This window comes from uncultured Gimesia sp. (assembly GCF_963976445.1).
Taxonomy (GTDB): Bacteria; Planctomycetota; Planctomycetia; order Planctomycetales; family Planctomycetaceae; genus Gimesia.
This window is the reverse complement of sequence record NZ_CAXBKP010000018.1, coordinates 92,119-115,580: the sequence shown is the minus strand read 5'-3', so window position 1 is coordinate 115,580 and position 23,462 is coordinate 92,119. Positions and strand designations below refer to the sequence as shown.

Below are 23,462 nucleotides of genomic sequence, written 5' to 3'. Positions count from 1 at the left end.
CTGAACCGTCCTACGAACCGGCTACATCATCAGCCAGAGCCAGCCGGCAGCCAGTAACAACGTCAGAATCGCTATCGGAATTCCAACCCGCGCGTGAGTCTTGAAACTGATCTCAATGCCGTCCTGTCGTGCCGCTTCCACAACAATGATATTCGCCACACTGCCGACAATAATCAGGTTCCCTGCCAGAGTACTGCTCAACGCCAGCAAAGGCCCCGCTTCTGCTCCCGACGAGATCGGTAGTAGCAACATGATCGCGGGCACGTTCGAAACCAGATTACTCAGAATCGCAGTCGCCATGAATAACGGCGCCGGCTGCTCCAGCGAGATCCCTCTGGCCTCGGTCTGAGATACCAGCCACTGCATCCCTCCGGTCAGCTGAAACGACTCATTCACGATAAACAGGCTGATAAACAGCACCAGCAACGGCCAATCCACCAGCCCCATCACTTTACGGGTATAAAACTTCCGACTCATCAACAGGATCCCCGCCGCCCCTAACGCCAGCAGCTCGCGCGGCCAGGGCGCAAAGACAAAACACCCAATCAACGCAGTCAGTATCAGCACTCCCTTGGCCGTCTGCCAGCGATCAAAATGTGTCTCTGTTTCGTCAAGTGTCTGTGTAGACTCAAAATGCCATTGGTCCTGATACAGGTATTTGATCACCGCCCAGACAATCAGCAATCCCAGCAGACAGGGAGGCACCGCAATCAGGAAATAGCTGTTAAACGACAGTTTCAAAGATTCGCCGATCAGAATATTCTGAGGATTCCCGATCAGTGTCATCGCACTACCGATATTCGACGCGCAAGCAGATAGGGAACCGGGTTCAACTGTTTGCTAAAACACATTCGAGAGAGTAACGGCACCACAGCAAGACAGACCACATCGTTCGTTAACACAGCACTTAATACCGCAGTCACCGCAATCACGACTCCCAGCAGAGTCGCGGGCGCCATATCAAACATCACCACCCGGTGCGTGACCAGAGTATAAAACCCGCCTAGTTGAAACTGAGCCGAGACCACCATCAGCCCGAACAGCAGCGCCAGCGTGGGAACATCAATCGAATTCAGCGCGTGCTGCTCACTGATACTACCGCCAGCGAGCAGGAGGATGGCTCCCAGTAAAGCTGCGCCGGTCCGATCTACCCTTAACCCTGGAATCCCGCCCAGCAGCATACTCAGATAGACGACGATATAGACAACAATAACAAAGGTGCTCATTTCCTAGTCGGCCCTGTCTACAGCTAATTTCAATAGTTTTACTTTTTCGGGATGCGTCTCGGGCATAAATGAAGCTAGCAGGAACACGCCAATCGATGCTTCATTCCAATGAGCCGTACCGATGAGAAATGTCGCGATAAAAGGACCAACGCCATCGCCCACATCAGCGGCAAAAAAGTTGAGCCAGTTCAAACGCGTGTTCGTCCCACCACTTAGGCCGGATTGACTCGAGTTGCCTGGAGCATCACTGATCGCTGATTTCCTCCTTCAGGATCAGGATAGAAAACACACCTGAAAAGATCAGACCGACAGCCCTCTGCTGCTGCTCCAGCTTCCCCATCCTGGGTAACGAGTGTGTAAGAGAGGGCGAATCATAGGAAAACTGAACGACAGACGTCAAGTTAATCTTCTCTCATTGATCGATGGCTGTGTCACGACATAATTTTCTTCACACTATATAAAATATTGAGAAGCTTCCGGTTTTCGCAGTCGCATGCCTGTATCGCAGTTGCTATGATTCGCAGCCTGTCCGCCTGCCTCAAGGGTCAGATATTACAAGTGTGCCGTAAAAATTGCGTCCCCATTTTTCCTGAATCGACAGCATTCCAAGCTACCACAACCCTGCTGGATAAAATAACGCAGGCTTTCGTCGTGAGTACAATTGGAATGTGTATCCCAACCTAAACCCAGATTTTCAAGGATAGATGTTTCGTGTGGTCTCTAAAAACGGCGCAACGGGCCATTATTGTGGCTGGTTGCCTCGCGATGATTTACACGCAGTTGACGATGTCACCCGCGACGATTGAATTCGCGCGTTCCCTCGGTGCCACAGGCTTGCACATCGGTATTCTTGGCGCTTTACCTACGTTAATGCTCTTCATGCAGTTTGTGGCTGCGGTACTCGCCAATCATCTGCAACATCGCCGCTGGGTCTGGTTTTCTTTCTGTATCGTACAGAGACTGATGCTGATTCCCATTGCGGCGGGCCCCTGGCTATTTCCTGATCTTTCCAATCAGAGCTTACTTTGGGGTCTGATCATCCTGACGGCCATTAATCACGCTCTGATTCATTTTACCACGCCTTTATGGTTGTCGTGGATGGGCGATTACCTCCCGCACCAGGGTCTGAACCGCTACTGGGGAATTCGCCAGTTATGGATGTACTGGAGCGGCGCCCTGTCGCTGTTAGCCGGCGCCATTTTTCTGGCGGAAAGCGGCATGAATATCCAGCAGGGATTCGCAGTCCTTGTCTGTGTAGGGGGTGTATTTGGGCTCGTTGACATTCTTATCTTTCTCAAAGTGGACGAACCGCTTGTCACCAAAATGAAAGACCCCAAACTGAAGGATGTGCTGTTAACCCCGTTCTACGATAAGAACTTTCGCTCGTTTATTTCTTTCACTTGCTTCTGGCATTTTGCAGCCATGATCGGCGCTCCGTTCATTAGCTATTATCTGCTTGATTATATCGGCATGGACGTCTTTCGCCTGCTTTTATTGTGGACCTGCTCCTGGATTGGCGGCGCAATTTTGTCCAAACGACTGGGGCACATGGCAGAGCATTTTGGAAATCGGCCGATGCTGATTCTGTGCATGGCGTTCAAGTCGACGAACATGCTGGGCCTGTTATTGCTGCCTCGCGACCCCACCATGGCATTCTGGATCATGGTCCCCATCTTCATTCTTGATTCCCTGCTCAATGCAGGCATTGCCATTGCCAATAATGGGTTTATGCTCAAGAATTCGCCAGCTGAAAACCGGACGATGTTTATCGCCGCTGGCACAGCCGTTGCAGGTATGGTGGGAGGTCTTACATCAATTGCCACCGGCGGTTTTCTGTTAATCACGTCCGGGTGGACCATGTCATTCGCTGGAATGGACTTTAACAATTTCCATATTATATTTGCAGCCAGCTTGATCATGCGGCTGGTCGCTGCGGTGTTTGCTCGTACCATTCGCGAACCCGAATCTCACTGGACTGCCCAGGTGGTAGTCCAAATGGTGGGAGTGACCCCCTTTCGCATTCTCCGGTTTCCGGTAGGACTCTACCGCTCATTTCGCTCTGACGAAGATCCTGATCGCGAACTCAAAGCGAAACGAAATCGTAAACGCCGCGCAAGTTCCGCCAAAAATAAACGCAAATAAAAGAGTTAGCCGACCAGCTCCCGAATCGGTTTTCCCTGATCCGCAATGATCGGCGTCGGACGACCATTGAAATCCTCGATCAGGACGTTGGCAGCATCGATTCCCAAATGATGATAGATCGTCGCCAGGAAATCGCCGGCACCACAGATCCGCTCGATCGAGTCTTCACCGAACTTGTCAGTCGCACCAATGAAACGCCCGGTTTCGATACCGCCACCGGCCCAGATATTGGAAAAGGCCCGTGCCCAGTGATCACGGCCAGGCTGCTTGGTCCCTGCCGGGGCACTCGCATTGCCGGCCCCCGTACTGGGTTGATAGTTGATCTTGGGAGTCCGGCCGAATTCTCCGGTGACGACCACCAGCACCCGTTCGTCCAGACCGCGCTCATAGATATCCTCAATCAGCGCAGACACCGCCTGATCGTAGGCCTTAGAACGAAAACGCATGGCATCGAACACATGATGATTCACCGCATGGTCATCCCAGTTATTCACTCGTCCGCATAACGGGCCACTGAGGCTGGTCGAGAGCACATCCACGCCCGCTTCCACCAGACGGCGCGCCATCAGCAATTGCTGACCCCAGCTATTCCGGCCGTAACGATCACGCGTGCGATCATCTTCCTGGGTCAAATCAAAGGCATCTTTGGTTTTGGGATTCGTCAACAGAGTCATCGCCTGAGTTTCAAACTCATCTAGTGCCTGCAGTTCGCCTGCCTGATCGAAAGAACGCTCGAGTGTATCGAGTTTCTGACGCAACGTCGCGCGTCGATCCAGCTGTTTGACTTCCGCAGCATTCGACAAGCCAATATTAGGCACCACGAAATTAGGCTTATTGGGATCACCAGAAACCGTAAACGGCCCGTAAGCATCGCCCAGATAAGCGGGCCCGACTCGCTGAGATGAAAAATTCACTCCCACATAGGGTGGCAAAGGATTTTTCCGAGGACCTTCTTTTGAACGCAGGTAGTTCGTGACCGACATCCAGTCGGGATACTTGGGAATTTCCTTGTCACGCGTATCAGGATCCCCGGTGAGCATCCGCAATGTTCCAGCCGGGTGACCGGGACTGCCATGACGCATTGACCGCAGAACCGTAAATTTATCGGCAATCTTCGCCTGCATCGGCAGTAACTCGGAAAAGTTGATGCCGGGTACATTGGTGGGAATCGTTCCGAACGGGCCGCTATACTCACGGGGTGCATTGGGCTTGGGATCGTACGTATCAATGTGCGAGCAACCACCCGGCTGCCAGACCATGATGACGGCCTTTTTCTTTTTGTTCTGCACAGGACTGGCCGCCTGCAGCCGCATGATTCCAGGAAGAGTCAGTGATGCAAATCCCGCCAGGCCCATTTTGAGGAACCCGCGCCGGTTCTCGGGGCCGGGACAGGGAGTGATCGATGAAGCGTTAAACGGATCTGTCATCTCTATTTCGCCTTCTTAGCTGGATTGACTCGAATTGTTATCGGCGTGGAAACAATGATATCAACAATATCTTTGGGCCTGGCTTTCGCAGCGGCGCTCTTTAATTGTTTATCGGCTGTTGCAATACTTGCCTGAGCCGTTTTTGCTTTTTCAGCAGCCGCTTTAGCAGCCGTTTCTGAGTTCTTCCGCTGAGCATCCGGTGCGGTTTTTGCGATCTCGGCCAGTTTTTTCGCTTCCGTAGCCAGTCCTTCCGCATCCTGCTTCGCCTGCATCAACGCAGTTTTCGCTGCCGCCACCGCTTCCAGATTTTCCTGATACTTCACAACCGCATAGCCATAAAAGGCGATCTTGTATTCGCCGGGGGGTGTTTTCAATGCGGCTAAATCGAGAACCGCCTGTGATTTATCAGCTGTTAAAGGCGCATCGAAGGCGGGCACTTTCTCGAAACCCGCTCCATATGTCTTCAAGGTGATATTGGCACCAGAAAAGTCACTCCGACGCTCATGAGTTAATGGAAGCGTCAACTTCTCACCCGCAGTCACTTCCCACACTTTGTTTTCGGCAGGAGAAATCGTGATCGGAGCCAGTTCCGAGTTGCTGACGGAAACAGGCACATCTGCCATCAAACGCGGGCTGGGGACTTCACTCCAGGCATTCTTGACCGGCCATTGCATCGAAGCCATTCGGCAAGTGCGAGTTACTTCTTTGCCGTCTATCGTAGCTCGTCCGAAAAACTGAGCGCTGGTTAAACCACGAGGGGCACTTCCTTCAGCACTCACCACCACGATCCCACGCGACTTGCCTTTGGGAATTTTCAATCCGGCAGCGGTCACACCGTTGGGTAAATTATCCATGAACAACTCGATCTCACCATCAAAACCGTCGCGGCGAACCACAACGACTTCGATCGGCATTGTCGCCCCTGCACGCAGTGCAATTGGTTTCGACAGTGCGTTGCGGTCACCATTTCGCAGGTTCATATGCAAGGCCCATCCGATAAGAGCAAAATCGGGGGTCGCTTTTCGAATCACCAGACGGTAAATATTTTTGGGATCATTCCGAGTACCACCAAACAGATCTCGCAGTTGCAGTCGATATAGCCCATCCTGCTTAATCTCAACTTTACCAAGAATGTCCGATGAGCCCGCGTTGTAAGGGGGGCCATCATACGAGTAACCGTTACTGGAAACTTTCACGGGACTCGAAATGTCACTCAGTTCGACCACATCGGTTATTTTCTCATTGGGTGTTTGTCCGCTGACAAGCTGCACGACAATCGAGGGATCGGTGGGACGCCCCAACCGTTCGGAAGCCACTTCCACCCACCAGACATCTCCCTTCTTCGCAGTAAACTCAAAGGTATCGACGTCGGCTGCAGGAAAGAAATTACCCGTAATATCACAAGGCAGCGTAATTTTTTGTGCCTGAGCATGCTGATTATTGGGTTCTGCCTCTGGTTGAATTGCTTTGTCTGTAAGACCTGCGGGCGGCCAGGAAAAGGCGCTCACCTTTTGAATCGAGGGCATCCGAGCGACCACTTCACCCTTGCCGACATTTTTCAACGCCAGTCGATAAAAATGATGTGGACCACCATCATACGTCAAGCCGTGCAACTTAACTACGTACTTTCCGGTCTCGGGAACTTGAAAATCGAGCATGCCACCGCGTCGTTCCACCTGCAGATCCATTCCCTGCTCATCCGCAATAATCACAACCGGGTTGAGCTTGGAATCGATGCCTTTTGCGGCACAGTCAACAATAATGCGTTGCCCTTTGTTTGCATCAAAGGTATAGAAATTCACCTTCTGCTTCGTCATCACGGCATTACAGATGGAATTCAAATCCAACTTCATAGCAGTCTCTAACGATGTATTCGCCTTGGTTTGAGTCGCTTCGGGAAGCGCACCCACATTAAATGCACGCGTGGAAGAGATGCCGAGTCGCGTCATCACGCGGGCTTCATGAATCCCCGGCGGACAATCTTTCGCGATGGTCACGACATATTGACCGGAAACAGGCAAGCCATCTTTTCCGAGCTTGGGTTTCGCGGTAATCGCCGGATTCGAAAAACTGAGTTCGTCGCCGGGTTCGATATTTTCACCCGCAATTTTGATATCCACACTGGTCCCAACCTGTCCCCCCATCGGCATCGTGGTCAGTAACCGCGGTGCAGGCAGACAGACAAGCTGTGCCAGCGCCGTCGAAGAACTCACACAACATACCAGAATAAAGAATCCCACAACGAGAGAGGATTGCGGTCGAAGATGTCTCATAGATTCCAGGCCTCTGGTCAATAAGGTTGTAAAATATTTTGTGTGACAGCATTTTGTGTGACAACGAAAGACTCACCCTGTTTTCAGGAACAGAGCGTTCATCATCTGCTTAGTGATTAAACAGGAATTCTTTGGTATTCATCAAAGCCCAGATCAAATCCTGATAGTCTTTATTGGTTGGTTTTTTCTTTTGACCTGACTTCGTTTTCGCATCAGGTTCGGTCAGGTATTCCAGCGCTATCGTCAGTTCTTCTGGTTTGGGTTTGCGTGCAAACGCCGTGAAGTATAATTCGCCGATTTTTTCCTCAATCGTTTTTTCCGACTTGGCCAACTGGGCAGCACGACCGCTGCCGTTCGCCAGTTTCGACTTGACTTCCCTTGAATTGATCAGATGCAAGCTCTGGGCGAGGCTGGAAGACTGAATCCGCTCGCACTCACAAACACTGGCACTGTTGGGACGCCCAAAGACTTTCAGAAACGCCGATGACTTCGTGTAGCTGTTATCCGGCAAGGAGATGGCACGTGTGCCGGGAGGCAGGTTGGCAAACGTGGTCGTCGATCCGGTCAACTGGTCAATCGAATCCAGTAAGACTTCTGCCTGTAACCTGCGGGGATAAAAGCGGGAATAATTCTGGCGATCGAGCAAATTGTACTCGTTCGGCATCGAACTCAGTTGATAGGTATTTGACTGCGTGATCGCTTTGATCAGTTTTTTCAAATCGTAGCCGGAGCTGATAAAGTGTGCTTCCAAAGCCGCCATTAATTCCGGGTTGGATGGAGGGTTGGTATCACGAATATCATCTTCCGGTTCAATCAGAGCTCGTTTGAAAAAGTGTTTCCAATATCGGTTGACCAGCGCTTTGGCGAAAAATGGGTTCTCTTTGGAACTCATCCAGTTCCCCAAACGCAGCCGCGGATCTTCATCAGGTGAAATCGCGCCCACATCATCTCCCAGAGCGACTGGCTTCAACATCTCACCCGATTTCACATTCTTCGCCTGTGCGAGTCCACGCTGATGAAAAATCAAATCCTCGCCACGAGTTCCCGTTGGCTTGCGGCCAATCTGGGAAAAGAAGGCAGCGAAACTGTAATAGTCATCCTGGCTCCAGCGTTCGAACGGATGATGATGACACTGGGCACACTGCATTCGCACTCCCAGGAATAACTGGGCAATATCTTCCAGCTGCGCTTTCGGATCTTTGACCCGCTTATACCAGGCAACGGGTGGATTCGCGACAACCGTCCCGGTCGCGCCGAGCAGTTCACGCACCAGTTGATCGTAAGGCACATTCGCCAGCAGGCTATCCCGAATCCAGGCATGGAATGCAAAGTTCGAAGTAATATCACTGGCTGCATCGCGACGGTTCTTGAGTACCGGAGCCCACTTGGATGCGAAGTAGTCAGCATAGTTTGGACTGCGTAACAGCGTTTCTACTACCTGATCCCGTTTCTTGGGGTCAGTACTCGTCAGAAATGCTTCGGTCTCCTTCTTGGTTGGAAACCGCCCGCAAATATCGAGTGTCACCCGCCGCAGAAACGTCGCGTCATCACAAACAGGTGATGGCGGAATCCCCAGCTCTTTCAAGTTCGCAAACACATACTGATCAATAAAATTCTTTTCAGCCGGCACACTTTGAATCGGTGCTCCCAGAGGAATCGCAGCGGTAAACACGGCAATTTTACCCTGATATCGCACCATCACGGCGACTTTCCCCGGAATGTCGTGAACTTGCACTACACCTTCTTCAGAGACGTCTGCCATGTTTTTGATATTCGACTCGAATAGCGCCAGGCGAGTAATGTCACGCACGCTGCCATCCGAATACTTGGCGATCGCTTTCAGGTGCTGCTCTTCACCCATCTGGACCAGTCCGCGTTCTGGCTGAACTTCCACTGATTCCAATGTCGGCTCTTTGCCGGTGGCATAGCTGGCTCCCTGCTCAATCCACTTTCGGATCACTTCATACCCTTCTGATCCGCGAGGAAGCTTGTTTCCTCCGCCATGAGGCGTCTCTCCCGAAGCTTTCATGAGGAGCAGACTTTTGGTTGGCACAGAAGGAAAGAGACGTCGACCATGCCCTTCTTTCACCAGGCTGTCATAATCATCCAGCGTTTCAAAGCCCAACAGGGAAAGTTGAAAACCATTCTGTCCCCCACCCGCTTTGGCGTGACAGGTCCCCATGTTACAACCGGCCTTCGTCAGCACCGGAACCACATCGTTCACAAAGCTGACAGGAGTTTTCGCCTCTTCTGCCATCGCCGTACCACTACTAATGAGTGTGACGATTACAACATAGAGATGACGACGAAAGAACAGACGTGGTGCAGCAGCATTATGCAATGTATTCATGTCGATTCTATTTGAGGTGGGAATGATGAAGGAGGGTATGCGTAAATATCGCTGTTTCTTATATAAAACTTTACTATTGTGAACTTCGATTGTCAATATTTAAGTTTTATTTAGTGCCCAACCACACGAACATTAGAACACCACCGCTCGAGATTTTCTAGTCCCCGTCAAACCTCGTCCCATTCGTCCGCCACTGTGAGCTGCCACTGTGAGCTGCACCAGAGACAAGCGGCGCGACAGAGAGTGAGAATACAGGCCTGATCATTCAGGTTCCCGTTTTGCGACGGACCTGAAACAGAAGAACCGGGATTTCTTTACGCAATCCGCACAATCGCAGTTTTCAATAATGATCATGCGGCCGCAGGCGATGCCCATCGATTTCGTAATCCCGGGCCGGTATCCCCATCGAATGCAGGACATGAGTGGACCAACTTGGCCAGGGAGACCAGAACGAGCGATTCGACGCAGAGACATTCAGGGGAATCCATAACAATAGCGACAGTAGAGCCGTGATCAGGACCACGGAAATACGCCATCGATCCACAGTCATCCCTGCAGTCATCCCCGAGGAAGTTGACCAGTCACGGTTTGTCAAACGGCTCACACGTTGCTGGATCAGGCTGGGACTGTTCCGGAAAACAAATCCCGCCGATAAGGAATTCCAGCCCTGTTTCTGTTGCTCGGCAAAGTGCAGCAGACTTTTCAAATAGATTAGAGCCTCGCTGCTGCTGTGTACCGACTGGTTGTCACAATAAAACTCTCTGCTATAGACCGCCTGACGTGAACTCCACCAGGCCAGCGGATGAAACCAGAAAACCGCTTCCACCAGTCGTTGCAGAAACAAATGCAGGGGATGGCCTGCCCGGAGATGCTCTGTCTCATGTCGAATGATCATCGCCAGTTCGTCTGCAGACAAAGAAAGAGTCGGACGCGGCAGCACAATCACAGGCTGATGTATCTGCCAGCAAAACGGCGTATGTGTTTCCTCGCTGCTTAACAATAAGATCGGCTTACCACCTTTGTGCAGGCATTGCTGATCGGTCAGCGGTTTCTCTTCGATCGGTTTTGAACGTCTGAGAATTCGTACCGTTTGAGTGGTTCCTAACACCAGCAAGCCCAGTGAAACCGAAACGCCAGCCAGCCAGATCACCATCAGGATCTGGCCGAGTCCCGACTCCACATTCTGAACGGATTCGAAGTATCCGCCATATTCAATCAGGCTGGGTGAAAACAATCGAGGATGCGGCACTCCGAATGCCAACAGAAACTGCAGGAGTAACAACATGTGACAGAAGGCCCACATCCGATGGGCCGACTGCGATTTTCTGTTCCGAAATGTCAATGCCCCGATCACGCCAATCAGAACTGCTGACTGCAGCGAGAGGGATGCGATCGTTTCCAGAAAACCGGCTGGCGTCATTCGTTGGACTCCAGTTTATTGATCGCACTCTTGAGAGCAGTGATATCATCCTCTGACATATTCTCATTTTCCAGCAGATTTAACATCAGCGTCGGCAGAGAATCTCCCAGCAGAACCTGTTTCAACTGCCCCAGCATCGATTGAGACACTTCCTCACGTGTTACAGCCGGTTGATAGATATAGGCGCGACCACGCTTGATTCGCTTCAACACTTTTTTCTTCTGCGCCAGTAGACTGAGCGTCGTCATCACGGTCGTGTAAGCCAGATCACGCGGCAAGGCATCACACACATCCTGCACGCTTGCCTCTTCCAGTTCCCAGATCACCCCCATCAATTCCAATTCGTAGTGAGTGAGTCGATAATCTTTCACATTGGCCCTATCTAACGAAAACCGTAAATATTTCTGCGAGCTGATTTTAGCGATTCCCACTCCCCCTGCAAACCTGATTGTCAGGACATTTCCACGCCGTCCGCGAAACAGTTGACTTTACCGGCTGACCCATATTTTGAAAAACCGGCATTTACTACTATAACTGTAGTTGTTAAAATTCGCCTCACAAGAGAGGGGATTTCAGAATCCACAAAACCAAACTGCAAATCAGATATAAAAGATATAAAAACAGACAAGGATTCGTCAGATGTCACCCCGGTTAGCAAATATTCCACGCAAGTATTGCCTGCTGATCACAGGTTTCGTTTTTCTCAGTTTCAGTCTTTCCGCCAACGTGCAAGCACAGGTGGCAACAGGTGAAATTGATACAAAAACAAGCAGGGTCTACACCTTCGTCGGCAAAACCGGCTTTGGTCACGAACATGCCGTGATCGGAGAAATCAAAGCGGGATCTCTGAATCTGGGAGCCAGAAGCAATGCTGGCAAAATTGTATTTGATATGACCACCTGGAAAGCAGATACGGCGGAAGCACGAAAATATATCGGCCTGAAAGGGGCAACCTCTGCCTCAACGCAAAAGGACGTGAACGCGAATATGCTGGGCAGCAGTGTGTTGAATGTCCGCAAGTACCCGACCGCCACATTTGAAATTACGTCGGCAGTCCCCGTCAAACAAAATGCTCCCACGGGAAAATCATTCTATCAGCTGGATGGCAAGTTCACCCTGCATGGCGTCACGCGAAACCAGCGGCTGATTGCCGAAGTCACGGAAAAGAAGCATCAGAACCATGTGCGAACCAGCTTTACCATCAAGCAGACTCATTTTGGCATCACTCCCTACAGTAAAGCCTTTGGTGCCGTGGGGATTACAGATGAACTGAAAATCTACGGCGAACTCGACATTGCCAGATAACGGTCTGCTTTACCATTTTCACTGCCATCTCTTTCATATCATGAACTTGGTCTCTTCAAATGATTAGTTGCCCCACCGTACAAAAAGATGTGATTCGCAGCCACTATAACTTAACCACGCTGTTTTACCGTTTACTCTGGGGGCGGCATATTCACCACGGCTTATGGAAAGAAAACAGCAATGCCGCGCTCGAACTATCTGACTATGGAAATACGTCAGCCATCGCACAGCAACAATTGACCGAGACGCTTGCTGAATTCATCGACGTTCAGTCTGACGAAAGTCTGCTCGACGTCGGTTGTGGGATGGGCGGATCCTCAATGCATCTCGCAAAAACGTTCGGCTGCCAGGTAACCGGAATCACACTCAGCCCGGTTCAAAAGCGCTGGGCCGCCCTGGAATCGCGCTGGCGCGGGCAACATCGTAACACACAATTTCTCTGCCAGGACGCGGAAACCGCGGAGTTCCCGCCGGAATCCTTCGATGTTATCTGGAGTATCGAATGCACCGAACATCTGTTTGATAAACAGGCCTTCTTCCAAAAGGCCGCATCCTGGTTACGCCCCGGCGGTCGCATGGCAATTTGTGCGTGGCTGGCCGGTGATCACCTGGAAAACGAAGACGCCGTTCAGCAGGTCTACGATGTCTGCGAAGGCTTCTTCTGCCCTTCTCTGGGAAGCGCGGAAGATTATCAGTCCTGGATGGAAAATGCGGGACTGGAATTCCAGGAGCATCATAACTGGACCAACCGGGTCTCACAGACCTGGGAAATCTGCCAGCAACGCGTGCAGAAAACCGGCGTTCGCTGGCTGGCACGGTTGATTGATCGGGATACTGTAATGTTCCTGGATCGATTTGAAACCATTTTAAAAGCGTATAAAACAGGTGCAATGCAGTATGGATGCTTCATAGCCCGAAAACCATTATAATGAAATTTGCTACGACGATTACGAGGATGCAGGGATGCGACGCTTCGTTGGAATCACATTTGGACTGGCTACACAGTTTCTGTTCCTGTTCATGGTATGGCATCTGTTCTGGTTCCTCAAAGAAGGCTATCGCCATCACGCCGTCGGGTTCCTCTGGATTGATGTCGTCCTCGCACTCCAGTTCGCTGTAGGACATAGCCTGCTACTCTATCCCAAAATCCGCAGTCAGATCACGCGCTGGCTCCCCTCTCCGTTTTACGGTTCTCTGTTTTGCCTGCAAACATGCCTGGGAATCTTATTCACCGCGTTCTGCTGGCGCAGCAGTCCGGTGGAACTCTGGCATTTCGAGGGCGCAGCCAACGGACTAATGACCGGCGGATTTTACGGCTCCTGGCTGACTTTACTCTATAGCCTTAACCTCACAGGCTTAGGCTACCAGACTGGTTTGACCCAGTGGTGGTTCTGGTTACGTAGAAAACCAATTCCCAGACGCGAGTTCAATCCGCGCAGCTTGTATTGCTGCATGAGACATCCCGTCTATTTGAGCTTTATGGGCTTACTCTGGTTCACCCCCGTCATGACGCTCGACCGGGCGATTCTGACCGGCATCTGGACCGCATATATTTTCCTGGGAAGTTACCTGAAAGATCAACGACTCCTGTTTTATATTGGAAAACCGTATCGGGACTATCAATCGAAAGTTCCCGGCTATCCGTTCATTTTTTTCGGTCCTCTGGGAAAACGGAAATCGAAACCGGTTCCCGTCAAAACTCTGGAGCGCGTCAGAACTCCAGAAAAAACCAGCGTCTGAAGAACGAGAGCAGAACCCGGTCAGCATTCGATTCCTTATTTTCATACTTTCAGCTAGCTTAAAGTTCGCTCTGCATGTCGATTAACCGAAGACGGTTCTGGTTACTGGTAAGTTACCTGCTCCTGCTGCTCCCCTTGATCGGCTATGGCGCTTCGCAGGCGATGCAGACCAAAGTCAACTCGCCCCTCGACTGGGTCACCTCTGCATTCCCGGCTCGTTCTGATTACGATCAATTCTGCCAACAGTTTGGCAATAGTGATACCGTCATCATCAGTTGGCCTGGCTGCACGATTGATAATCCCGATCTGGACCGGTTTGTCAAAGCCCTGCGCACCGCAACCGATTTTCAGGATGCCCAGCAGCAGTGGTATTTTGAACGCGTCATTTCGGGACGCGAATTATATCGCTCCCTGAGTTCTCCCCAGATGGGACTGACTACTGAGGAAGTTCACAGCAGACTAGAGGGCACATTCATCGGCGCAGATGGGAAGACCTCCTGCCTCATCGTCAGTTTTACACCAGATGGGTTACAGAAACGAAAAACACTGGTCGAGTCCATTCGCTCCGCGTTACAGCAGCACTGTCAACTGGACGCCGATCAATATCATCTGGCAGGTCCGATCATTGATGGCCTGGAAATTGATCTCGCCAGCAAAGATTCGCTGGACCAGTTTGTACTCCCTTCCACATTGATTGTGCTTTTGATCTGCTGGATCTGTCTGCGTTCGTTCCGGGCGGCGCTATTGGTGTTTGGGCTTTCGCTACTGGCTCAGGGAATCACCTTAGCCCTCATTCATTTTAGCGGAGAAAGCATTACCGCACTCCTGATCGTCCTGCCTCCCTTGATTCAGGTTCTGGCGGTGGCGGGCGGCATTCATCTGGTCAACTACTATTTTGATGCCATCAAAGACCCCAACATCGAACAGCCCGCCGCCTACGCGTTTCAAATCGGCTGGTTGCCCTGCCTGCTCTCTGCCGGCACGACCGCCATTGGACTCGCATCCTTATTAGTCAGTAGATTGACTCCGATCCGACTGTTCGGTGGATATGCTGCCTGTGGAGTTCTGATTACTACCGGCTTGCTGTTGACCCTCATCCCAGGCATGTTTTCCGTCTGGCCTCTCAAAAGAAAGACTCCCAAAGAAACAGAGTCAGGCAACCCTCCAACCGTGCGGCATGACATCTGGTTTTATTTAACAGCCGTTTTAAATAAAAGACATATGCCCGTCGCCTGTATTTCTCTAGTCGCGATGGCAGCCGCCGGTTACGGTATTTCCAAAACGAGTACATCCGTCCGCATCGAAACACTGTTTCCCGCACAGAGCAAAATCCTGCAGGACTATCACTGGCTGGAAGACCATGTGGGCTCCCTGGTTCCGATCGAAGTCGTTTTAACCTGCACACCGGAATCTCAATTGACGTTCCGCGAACAGTTGCTGATCGTCTGGCGCATCGAACAGGAACTCAAAAAAACAGAGACTCTGAATAGAACGATTTCCACCATGACGTTTGCGCCACGGTTCCCCCGCCCTGAGAACCTCTCAACAGAACTGTTCCAATACCACGCCAACGAAGCTCTGCTGAGAATGAAACCACAGTTCATAGATGCTGGTTATCTGAAAGAACAGCAGGGAAACAATCTGTTTCGCATTACCACGTATGTCAGTTCATTGAACAACGCCGATTATAACGCGTATCTGGACTTGATCGGCAATAAAGTGGAAACAACGATTCGTGGCCCACACGAGACCATTCCGCCCGGCATCTCGACACAACAAACCGGCATCATGCCTTTAGTGCACGAGATCCAACGGCAGTTAATGGTTGATCTCTTTAAAAGTTTTCTATTTGCTTTTGTGATCATAGCCGTCGTCATGACCATCGTTCAGGGCGGCATCATCGCCGGCCTGGTTTCGATGGTCTCGAATGTCTTTCCGCCGCTGATGATCTTCGGCCTGTTAGGCTGGTTCTCCGTGTCCGTCGATATCGGCTCGGTAATGACGGCCAGCGTGGCGCTCGGAATTGCCATCGATGACACGCTGCACTATCTGACGTTTTTTCGACGTCGACTCGAAGCGGGTTTTAATGCCGTCGATTCCGTGCTGTATGCCTATCGACATTGTGGCACCGCGATGATTCAGACCTCGCTGATCTGTGGCTTGGGTTTACTGGTCTTTGCATTTAGCAATTTTGTCCCCACATCACGCTTTGCCTGGATGATGTTTGGCCTGCTGTTCATGGCGCTACTGGGGGATCTGATCGTCTTACCCGCGCTCCTGTTAAGCCCCCTCGGGCGATTCTTCGCGGTGGCGACAGAACAGGATCAAGTGGAACCGCAATCAGAGCCGTTTTCGATTTATGATTAACGAACCAGAGCCGCTTCAATTGTCAGTCCGGGGCCAAAACCCAACATCACGCACGGCAATGCTGCGTTCTGCGCCTGTAATTTCTTCAGGATAAACAACACGGTCGGTGATGACATGTTGCCGAATTCTGCCAGAATATCACGCGACGGCGTCAACAGTGATTCATCAAATCCTGCCGCCTCAGCAACCGCATTCAGAATTCGCGGCCCCCCCGGATGAATGGCCCAGCAGCCGACCTCTGGAATTGTTAATCCCTGTTGTGCCAGCCAGTGTTCCAGCCAGCTTCGTAAGTTGGCATTGATCAAATCCGGAATCTGCGGAGAAAGCGTCATTTCAAACCCATGATTTCCAATGCGCCAACTCATCATCTCTTCCGAATCAGGAACCACCGTCGAACCGGATGCCACTAAATTCCAGGATTCTCCCGAATTGCCTGTTGCCTGTTTTCCGACAACCGCGGCTGCACCATCCGCAAACAGCGCGTTGGCCACAATCTTATCCGGGCAAGAACCATACTGCTGGTGCAGAGTACAAAGCTCGACAGCGCAAACTACGACACACGCTTCAAGATCGCTATCGGTAAAAGCCTTTGCCACCCGTAGTCCGTTCAATGCACCATGACAGCCCATAAAACCAACCTGCGTGCGCGATACCGTTGTGGGAAAACTGAGTTCTTTCATTAACTGAATATCAAAACCCGGGGCACTGAACCCGCTGCAGGAAACTGTGACAAGATGCGTAATCTCCGCGACGTCCACACTTCCAGCTTCTAATGCCTGACTGACGGCAGCAATCGCCAGTGTGGACGCGTGTTTTTCATATTCCTGCATTCTGTCCGCCGTCGTAGGCCCATAATCAAGCGCCGATTCTGAGGGACGATAAAAGGATTGCCGCTCCTGATTACTATCCGCACTATTTTCGAGCAGAATACTATGCCGCGTTTTGACTCCTGCCCGACGATACAATATGGGAATCAATCGTCGTTGCTGATCGGTGATTTCCGGACCACAAGACATTTCTTGAGCGTGAACGGCAGCATCTGCCTGTTCAATCGAATATTCCGGAGTCGTCGTACCAATTCCGAGTAGTTCAAAACTCATATAATTCTCAGTGAAAGTTTGATTTTCTTCAATGATTTAAACGGGCGACAATAGGCCGCGCCACTGCCGGAAACAAATGAAACAGACGCAGCCCGATTCCCACCGCGACAGGCAGACGCAATAATAGCGCCAGCCAGCGGCACCAGTATAATCTTCCGTCCGTAATTTTATGGTGTTTTTTCAGCCATTCCTGTTCAAGAGCATGGTCCCACGTCACCAATCCCCGGGGAGCGATCTGTGCGACGGCAACGGCATCTGCAATCGCATTCGCCATCCCTTCACCCGTAAAGGGTTCCAGATATCCAGCCGCATCCCCCAGCACAAATACACGGTTCCCCACCGGCCGCAGCGTTTTGCGGGTGAAGGGAATCGTTCCTTTGAAACTCCCTTCAGAGATTTCGGAGAAGGCCGGAAAGCCGGATGCCTGCAAGATCGCCAGCACCGCCGCGGTCGGACTGCCACTTTGTTTAATAAAATCCCGGTCAATCGCCGCCGCCAGATTCACTCTGCCGTCTTCGACCCGCACCAGACCCACATAACCAGACTTATGGATCGCCATGTGAATGACGCCCGTCGGATACTCTGAAAAATCGTCACTCGCCAGTAATGCGCCCACGCCCAATCGAGAGTTTTGTGAAACGGTGCTCTCAAAGTCATCACACTGCTGCAGACTGGGATGCCCTAACCCATCTGCCGCCAGGACCATTTTTGCAGAGACAGCACCCGATGGTTGCCCCTGTTGAGTCAGCTCCAGCTGACGCGTCTGATCCTGTTCTGCGCTGTTCTTTAAGATGGCTGTTGTTTCAGGCAGAAAACACACGCCCTCATCAATCGCAGCCTGCACAAGCCGTTCATCGAATACAGACCGTGAAATCGCCAGTCCACCAGGTAACGGAACCGTCGCCTCACGTCCGTTAAAGCGCATCTGAAACGAATTCAGCGGAACCGCACCAAGGTCTTCACAAATCGCTCCCAAACCAATCGCCTGCAATGAGGAGAGCGCCCGTTGATTCAGACAGCAGCCACAAACTTTGTATCTTGGAAACGCCTTCCGCTCAATCAATAAGACATGGAGCTTCTGCAGTGCCAACTGGCGTGCAGCGACTGTACCAGCTGGTCCGGCACCAATCACAACCACATCCCAGTCTCTGCTGCAGGCATCTGCCATGCTGATCGAACTGGACAGAGTCATGTCCGACTCCATTCCAGAAGCCATCGTTGTGGCCAGCGTCGCGTCATCTGAAATCCGCTCAGGCCACCCTGCTCGGCTAATCCAGCGGCTTCATCCATCGTAAACGCGCCCGCTACGGAAAGTGGACCGTCGGTATGGACAATCGGAGAACGGGTTAATAAGCGACACCCCGCCCAGGCCAGCCAATATCCCACCCGTGACCGCCGTAGATCATTGACCAGCACCAGATGTCTGGTAGCCTGTGACATGATGCTGAATAACTTCACAGCTTGCGTCTCTTCCAGATGATGCAGAAACAGCGAGCACATCACCACGTCATACTGCTTGTCAACCGGTTCCTGCAGAATATCGCGCTCGTAAAATTGAACTTGATCTAGCTGCATGCGCTCCGCCAGATCCGAAGCATGTTTCACGGCGTAAGGGCTGATATCACAGCCATCCACTTCGACCGCAATCCCGGCACGCTGTGCCCTGATCGCAATATCCAATGCCACATCACCACCGCCGCTGGCAATATCCAAAATTCGCAAAGGACGCTGATCGACCGTGTGCGCCAGCTTCTGAATCGAGGGCCATAAAATCACACTGCTGCGGCTCCACCAGTTCACACGCCGTAATCCGTTTAAGGCACTGCCATGCTCCCGCTCAGACAAGCCTGGCTGATCCATCAACTCTGGTTCTCGTTTGCGAACCTGAAAATTCATAGTCTGTTCAATTCGCGTCGATTTGTGAGTGTCACATTTCTCTTCGTTTTGAGCCGCCCTCAAAACTACTATTAATATAGTATTATTAGAGACGAATCATCGTGAACGACCCACTTTTTGTCAATACAAGAACGCCTGACGTCAGTTGAAACCAACCAGGCAGATTCAGTGGCGCGTCGCGAATCGCCGATAAGTTGGCGCGTCAATCGAGTCGGAAATCGATTTCACATGTCCGTCGCCCCACAGAAAATTCGCACAACCAAGATGCCTGCTGTCAAATTCGCATTCGTCGGCATCGCGTCGATTAGGGCCTGCATAAGCAAATCCAACCATCCGCCCTTTGGAATCCTCCCCTTCCATCACAATCCCCAGCCAGGTCGAAGGCAGTTTCCGCGCGGTCCGTTCCCCCACCATGATGATATTGCTTAAACCATTTCGGAATTCGGTAAAGCGGAAAAATCGATTGGCCACAAAAAAACCATCGCCCGGTTGACTGGCAATCGCATCCGGATCACTCGTCCCATACACGCCCACATAATTGGCGCTGGGCAGATCAATGAGAACAGAATGAGACTGCAGCCCTGAGGTTTCATGGCCTCCTTCGTGTTCTTCAAACAAAGTAAACCCATCATTGGCTACGTCAGACGGACAGCGATAGAATGCCGGGGTAATCGTTCTCGCCACGGCATTGCCTGCCGCGTTAACCGATGACTGAAGATCGACCAGGGAAGCCAGGTTAGCCTGTTCTAGAAAGGGTAGCAGGCTCGCCCCCCAGCCAAAAGCCGTTTCCCTGGAGGCATCGAGTCGCCACCCAGCCGGTAATCGGCGATAGACATCGTGGTAGTTATGTAAGGCCGTCCCGATCTGGTGCAGGTGATTCACGCACTGAATCTTACGCGCCGACTCTCGTGCGGAATTCACAGCGGGTAAAATCAACCCGATGAGCAGCCCTACAATCGCCATCACAACCAACAGTTCCAAAATGGTGAAACCCGGTCTCTGAGCGGAAGACTGCTGTCGAAAACGAATAATGCGAGTATTCATAAACCGGCGTTAAATGCACAGGAGACTATGAACCGAAAAAAGCACGAAGCGGAAACATAGCAGGGTCAACCAGATTTGGGAACCCCGTCACGACCAGTTCCGGTAAAATGGGATCAGCCTTCTCGCGCGGGCGATACCCGAAAATAGTTGAATAGAACAGCTTATGTCAGGGAGATATCCTTTGCCTGTTTGACATGACTGGCAATGGTCTGAATCAGTTTTTTTCGGTTAATCGGTTTGGTGGCATAGTCATCACAGCCTGCATCCAGACATTTTTGCTGGTCTGTTGACATTGCATGAGCCGTTAAAGCGATAATTGGTTTCGAATATTTTATATTCCGCAGTCGCCGTGTTGCAGCATAACCATCCAATACAGGCATCTGCATATCCATCAGAATCACATCGAATGGATCATCCTCTGCGACAGCTTTGGCTGCCGCGTCCACAGCGATCTGGCCATTCTCGACAACAGTGACCTCTGCTCCCGCTTTTTTCAATATGAAACTAATCAGCCGTTGATTGTCGGGACCATCTTCTGCATACAGAATTCGGTAATTTTGAAGAGGAGTCACCGAGTTATCAACCACTGTTTCCGGCGAGTCTTCTTCCAGAATTGATTCGGTAGAGCTTTGAACCATTTTCACATTACCTAGCGGCCCGGTGGCAATAGTCACAGTAAAGGTGCTGCCCTCCCCAGTTTTGCTGGAAACAGAAACCATACCGCCTAAAAGTTCCACAAGTCGTTTGCTAATCGTCAATCCCAGACCTGTTCCACCAAACTCGCGCGTTGTCGAGCCATCAGCCTGTGTAAATGGTGAAAAGAGTTTCTCTATTTTTTCTTCGGGTATCCCAATCCCGCTATCAATCACATCCAACTGCAGTTTGGGTTCATCTCCTTTGCTGTTCAATAATCGAACTACGATTTCAATGGTTCCTGTTTCTGTAAACTTAATCGCATTTCCGACAAGATTAATCAGCACCTGACGCAGTCTGGTGGGATCAGAACAAATGGTCTCGGGCAGAGGACCATCATACTTGACATTCAAAAGCAAGCCCTTAGCAACTGACCGCACTCTCATTAATGAAGCAACGTCTGCCACGACCTGACGGGGAGAACAGTTAATTTGCTCCACATCCAGTTTCCCAGCCTCAATTTTGGATAAATCAAGAATGTCGTTAATCAGGCCGATCAGACTTTCCCCATTCCGTTTAATGGTTTTTACGGAATCGATATCCTCTGATTTCTCCACGCTGCCGAGCAAAATGTCAGTAAACCCCAGTATCGCAGTCATCGGTGTTCGAATCTCATGGCTCATATTAGCGAGAAATTCACTCTTCGATTGATTGGCTAATTCAGCTGCTTCCTTCGCCTGTATTAAATCCTGTTTTGCTAATCCCAACGCCTGATCAATGCGAACACGTTGACTGACATCAACGGAATATTTCACAACCTTACACGGTTTCCCATTCAGATCCAAAATCGGATTGTAAGACGCCTGAATCCAGACGTCCTGACCCTGTTTATTTATGCGTTTCAACTCGGTAGTGATGTCCTCACCCTGGTTCAGTTTATCCCAGAACAATGCGTACTTAGCACTTTGACGCTCGTCAGGATCAACGAACAGACTGTGATGCTGTCCGATCACCTCTTCCAGAGAGTATCCCATCGTTTCCAGAAATTTCTCGTTGGCCTGGAGAATCGTTCCATCCATTGCGAACTCGATCACCATCTGAGACTCACCGATTGCCGCAATTTGACCCTCGTAGTCCGCGTTGAGTAACTTCTGCTGACTCACATCAACGGAGTATTTCACAACCTTACACGGTTTCCCGTTCAGGTCCAGAATCGGATTGTAAGACGCTTGAATCCAGACGTCCTGCCCCTGCTTATTAATGCGTTTCAACTCGGCAGTGACATACTCACCCTGATTCAGTTTTTCCCAGAACAATGCGTACTCAGCACTTTGACGCTCTTCAGGATCAACGAACATACTGTGATGCTGCCCCATCACCTCTTCCAGAGAGTAACCCATCGTTTCCAGAAATTTTTCGTTGACTTTGAGAATCGTCCCATCCATTGCGAACTCGATCACCATCTGAGACTTACCGATCGCCGCAATTTGCCCCTCATAGTCCGCGTTGAGTTGTCTCTGATAAACTTCACTCGTCAGATCACGGACAATTCCGGTGAACAGAATCTCCTCATCTTGACCGTCCTCTTCAATGAAAACCTGACTCACCGAAAGATGGATGGGAAACGTGCTCCCATCCTTACGTTGCCCGACCACTTCGCGACCACCGCCGAGAACCTTCTCTTTCCCGGTTGTCAGATACCGCGCCAGGTAGCCATCGTGTTCCTCTCGATAAGGTGATGGCATCAGCATTTTGATATTCTGACCGAGTACTTCTTCAGCCGTGTAGCCGAAGATGCGTTCTCCGGCCGCATTAAATGCGTGAATAATTCCCTGCGACGTAATCGTGATAATGGCATCGACAACGTTTTCCAGAATCGCCTGATGGGATAAATTTATCTTTGACCACTCCTGAACCCTCGCAAGATTTAAAGCAGTTTGTATTCTTTCTCTCTCTGCATTCTTTTGCTTGAAGCAGATATAAGCGGTCACCCAGATCGCAATGATGGACAAGATACGGTTCGTGGCAACTATCCATGTGTTTGATCCACTGGGAGATAATGCAAAACCCGCCAGAGTCAGAACCGTGGAGGCTGTCGCCACAATCAATGTGACTTCCCAGCGAAGCGACCGCATTGTGTCTCTTACCAGAAGCACATACAGCACGCCGAAAGCCACTCCCAGCGGTATCGATATGTCAATCAGCAGAAGCAGGAATAACAGTAAAGCAACAATCAAGAGATATCGCACTGAAACTGCTTCTTTGAAAGGGACAAGGGGCACAGAATCATCTGCATTGATTCGGGCAGGCTGTTTTGTACCATTCTCCATTTTGTCTATCCCGTTCCTCAGTTTGGTCTATGGACCCGCATTCCGATTCAGTATTCGTTAGTACCGGAGAACACATTCCCCTCCATATCAATAGAATAGGTTGCGTCTTGACAACATGCGTGGAGGCAAAGAACTGAAATCCGGGCAGATTGTCCCTGTAAGTCAAGTCATCAGCCGAACGAAACAATACGACTGGAATAACCGGACGAC

The 23,462-nt window shown here is 50.9% G+C and carries 16 protein-coding genes and 1 pseudogene; 5 read left to right on the top strand and 12 right to left on the bottom strand.

All coding sequences use genetic code 11. The annotated features are described in order from the left end of the window. Window positions 1–21 precede the first annotated feature (21 nt). A pseudogene (locus tag AAC022_RS18810) lies at window positions 22–1,181 on the bottom strand (anion transporter). Window positions 1,182–1,229: 48 nt separating this feature from the next. Further along, window positions 1,230–1,418 carry a hypothetical protein gene (locus AAC022_RS18805; RefSeq protein ID WP_339733518.1) on the bottom strand — a complete coding sequence of 63 codons (189 nt, stop codon included), beginning with the start codon at window positions 1,416–1,418 and terminating at the stop codon, window positions 1,230–1,232. A gap of 519 nt (window positions 1,419–1,937) precedes the next feature. Here AAC022_RS18805 and AAC022_RS18800 point away from each other — a divergent pair. Further along, window positions 1,938–3,368, top strand: a complete 1,431-nt coding sequence (locus tag AAC022_RS18800; RefSeq protein WP_339733517.1) for an MFS transporter — start codon at window positions 1,938–1,940, stop codon at window positions 3,366–3,368. A 5-nt stretch (window positions 3,369–3,373) separates the two neighbouring features. On the opposite strand, the gene AAC022_RS18795 is transcribed toward AAC022_RS18800, so the two are convergent. From AAC022_RS18795 to AAC022_RS18775, 5 genes are all read right to left on the bottom strand, one after another. Then, complete coding sequence (locus AAC022_RS18795; RefSeq protein WP_339733516.1) at window positions 3,374–4,795, bottom strand: DUF1501 domain-containing protein; 1,422 nt, start codon at window positions 4,793–4,795, stop codon at window positions 3,374–3,376. A 2-nt stretch (window positions 4,796–4,797) separates the two neighbouring features. After that, entirely contained in the window at window positions 4,798–7,008 is a 2,211-nt protein-coding gene (locus AAC022_RS18790) for a serine protease (protein WP_339733515.1), read from the bottom strand. A 169-nt stretch (window positions 7,009–7,177) separates the two neighbouring features. Further along, window positions 7,178–9,418 carry a DUF1549 and DUF1553 domain-containing protein gene (locus tag AAC022_RS18785; RefSeq protein WP_339733513.1) on the bottom strand — a complete coding sequence of 747 codons (2,241 nt, stop codon included), beginning with the start codon at window positions 9,416–9,418 and terminating at the stop codon, window positions 7,178–7,180. A 340-nt stretch (window positions 9,419–9,758) separates the two neighbouring features. Then, the gene (locus AAC022_RS18780; RefSeq protein WP_339733511.1) at window positions 9,759–10,838 is read right to left on the bottom strand and encodes a M56 family metallopeptidase; all 1,080 of its coding nucleotides are present in this window, start codon (window positions 10,836–10,838) and stop codon (window positions 9,759–9,761) included. Beyond that, window positions 10,835–11,209: a BlaI/MecI/CopY family transcriptional regulator gene (locus AAC022_RS18775; RefSeq protein WP_339733509.1), complete on the bottom strand. Its 375-nt coding sequence runs from the start codon at window positions 11,207–11,209 to the stop codon at window positions 10,835–10,837. Before AAC022_RS18775 ends, AAC022_RS18780 begins: the two co-directional genes overlap by 4 nt. Before the next feature lie 268 nt (window positions 11,210–11,477). On the opposite strand from AAC022_RS18775, the gene AAC022_RS18770 reads away from it, so the two are divergent. The 4 genes from AAC022_RS18770 to AAC022_RS18755 all read left to right on the top strand — a co-directional run bounded on the left by AAC022_RS18770 (window position 11,478) and on the right by AAC022_RS18755 (window position 16,249). Beyond that, window positions 11,478–12,143, top strand: coding sequence for a YceI family protein (locus AAC022_RS18770; RefSeq protein ID WP_339733508.1), 666 nt, complete (start codon window positions 11,478–11,480; stop codon window positions 12,141–12,143). Window positions 12,144–12,202: 59 nt separating this feature from the next. Next, window positions 12,203–13,072, top strand: a complete 870-nt coding sequence (locus tag AAC022_RS18765; protein ID WP_339733507.1) for a class I SAM-dependent methyltransferase — start codon at window positions 12,203–12,205, stop codon at window positions 13,070–13,072. A 34-nt stretch (window positions 13,073–13,106) separates the two neighbouring features. Further along, entirely contained in the window at window positions 13,107–13,883 is a 777-nt protein-coding gene (locus AAC022_RS18760) for a hypothetical protein (protein ID WP_339733505.1), read from the top strand. A 74-nt stretch (window positions 13,884–13,957) separates the two neighbouring features. After that, window positions 13,958–16,249, top strand: a complete 2,292-nt coding sequence (locus AAC022_RS18755) for an MMPL family transporter (RefSeq protein ID WP_339733503.1) — start codon at window positions 13,958–13,960, stop codon at window positions 16,247–16,249. Here the strand turns inward: AAC022_RS18755 and AAC022_RS18750 are convergent. From AAC022_RS18750 to AAC022_RS18730, 5 genes are all read right to left on the bottom strand, one after another. Further along, a complete protein-coding gene (locus AAC022_RS18750; protein ID WP_339733502.1) occupies window positions 16,246–17,349 on the bottom strand; it encodes a type III polyketide synthase in 1,104 nt (367 codons plus the stop codon). The genes AAC022_RS18755 and AAC022_RS18750 overlap by 4 nt on opposite strands. Window positions 17,350–17,377: 28 nt before the next feature. Further along, window positions 17,378–18,541, bottom strand: coding sequence for an NAD(P)/FAD-dependent oxidoreductase (locus AAC022_RS18745; RefSeq protein WP_339733501.1), 1,164 nt, complete (start codon window positions 18,539–18,541; stop codon window positions 17,378–17,380). Next, window positions 18,538–19,245, bottom strand: coding sequence for a methyltransferase domain-containing protein (locus AAC022_RS18740; RefSeq protein ID WP_339733499.1), 708 nt, complete (start codon window positions 19,243–19,245; stop codon window positions 18,538–18,540). The genes AAC022_RS18745 and AAC022_RS18740 overlap by 4 nt, the downstream gene beginning before the upstream one ends. Before the next feature lie 165 nt (window positions 19,246–19,410). Next, window positions 19,411–20,289 carry a DUF1559 domain-containing protein gene (locus AAC022_RS18735; protein WP_339733498.1) on the bottom strand — a complete coding sequence of 293 codons (879 nt, stop codon included), beginning with the start codon at window positions 20,287–20,289 and terminating at the stop codon, window positions 19,411–19,413. Between the two features lie 161 nt (window positions 20,290–20,450). Next, window positions 20,451–23,171 carry a PAS domain S-box protein gene (locus AAC022_RS18730; protein WP_339733497.1) on the bottom strand — a complete coding sequence of 907 codons (2,721 nt, stop codon included), beginning with the start codon at window positions 23,169–23,171 and terminating at the stop codon, window positions 20,451–20,453. Window positions 23,172–23,462: the final 291 nt, after the last annotated feature.

What these genes read in the sequence shown, in the direction of transcription:
- AAC022_RS18755 (WP_339733503.1), top strand. Translation starts at nt 13,958, where the DNA reads ATGTCGATTAACCGAAGACGGTTCTGGTTACTGGTAAGTTACCTGCTC.
- AAC022_RS18785 (WP_339733513.1), bottom strand. Translation starts at nt 9,418, where the DNA reads ATGAATACATTGCATAATGCTGCTGCACCACGTCTGTTCTTTCGTCGT.
- AAC022_RS18770 (WP_339733508.1), top strand. Translation starts at nt 11,478, where the DNA reads ATGTCACCCCGGTTAGCAAATATTCCACGCAAGTATTGCCTGCTGATC.
- AAC022_RS18765 (WP_339733507.1), top strand. Translation starts at nt 12,203, where the DNA reads ATGATTAGTTGCCCCACCGTACAAAAAGATGTGATTCGCAGCCACTAT.
- AAC022_RS18735 (WP_339733498.1), bottom strand. Translation starts at nt 20,289, where the DNA reads ATGAATACTCGCATTATTCGTTTTCGACAGCAGTCTTCCGCTCAGAGA.
- AAC022_RS18745 (WP_339733501.1), bottom strand. Translation starts at nt 18,541, where the DNA reads ATGACTCTGTCCAGTTCGATCAGCATGGCAGATGCCTGCAGCAGAGAC.
- AAC022_RS18760 (WP_339733505.1), top strand. Translation starts at nt 13,107, where the DNA reads ATGCGACGCTTCGTTGGAATCACATTTGGACTGGCTACACAGTTTCTG.
- AAC022_RS18795 (WP_339733516.1), bottom strand. Translation starts at nt 4,795, where the DNA reads ATGACAGATCCGTTTAACGCTTCATCGATCACTCCCTGTCCCGGCCCC.
- AAC022_RS18750 (WP_339733502.1), bottom strand. Translation starts at nt 17,349, where the DNA reads ATGAGTTTTGAACTACTCGGAATTGGTACGACGACTCCGGAATATTCG.
- AAC022_RS18740 (WP_339733499.1), bottom strand. Translation starts at nt 19,245, where the DNA reads ATGAATTTTCAGGTTCGCAAACGAGAACCAGAGTTGATGGATCAGCCA.
- AAC022_RS18780 (WP_339733511.1), bottom strand. Translation starts at nt 10,838, where the DNA reads ATGACGCCAGCCGGTTTTCTGGAAACGATCGCATCCCTCTCGCTGCAG.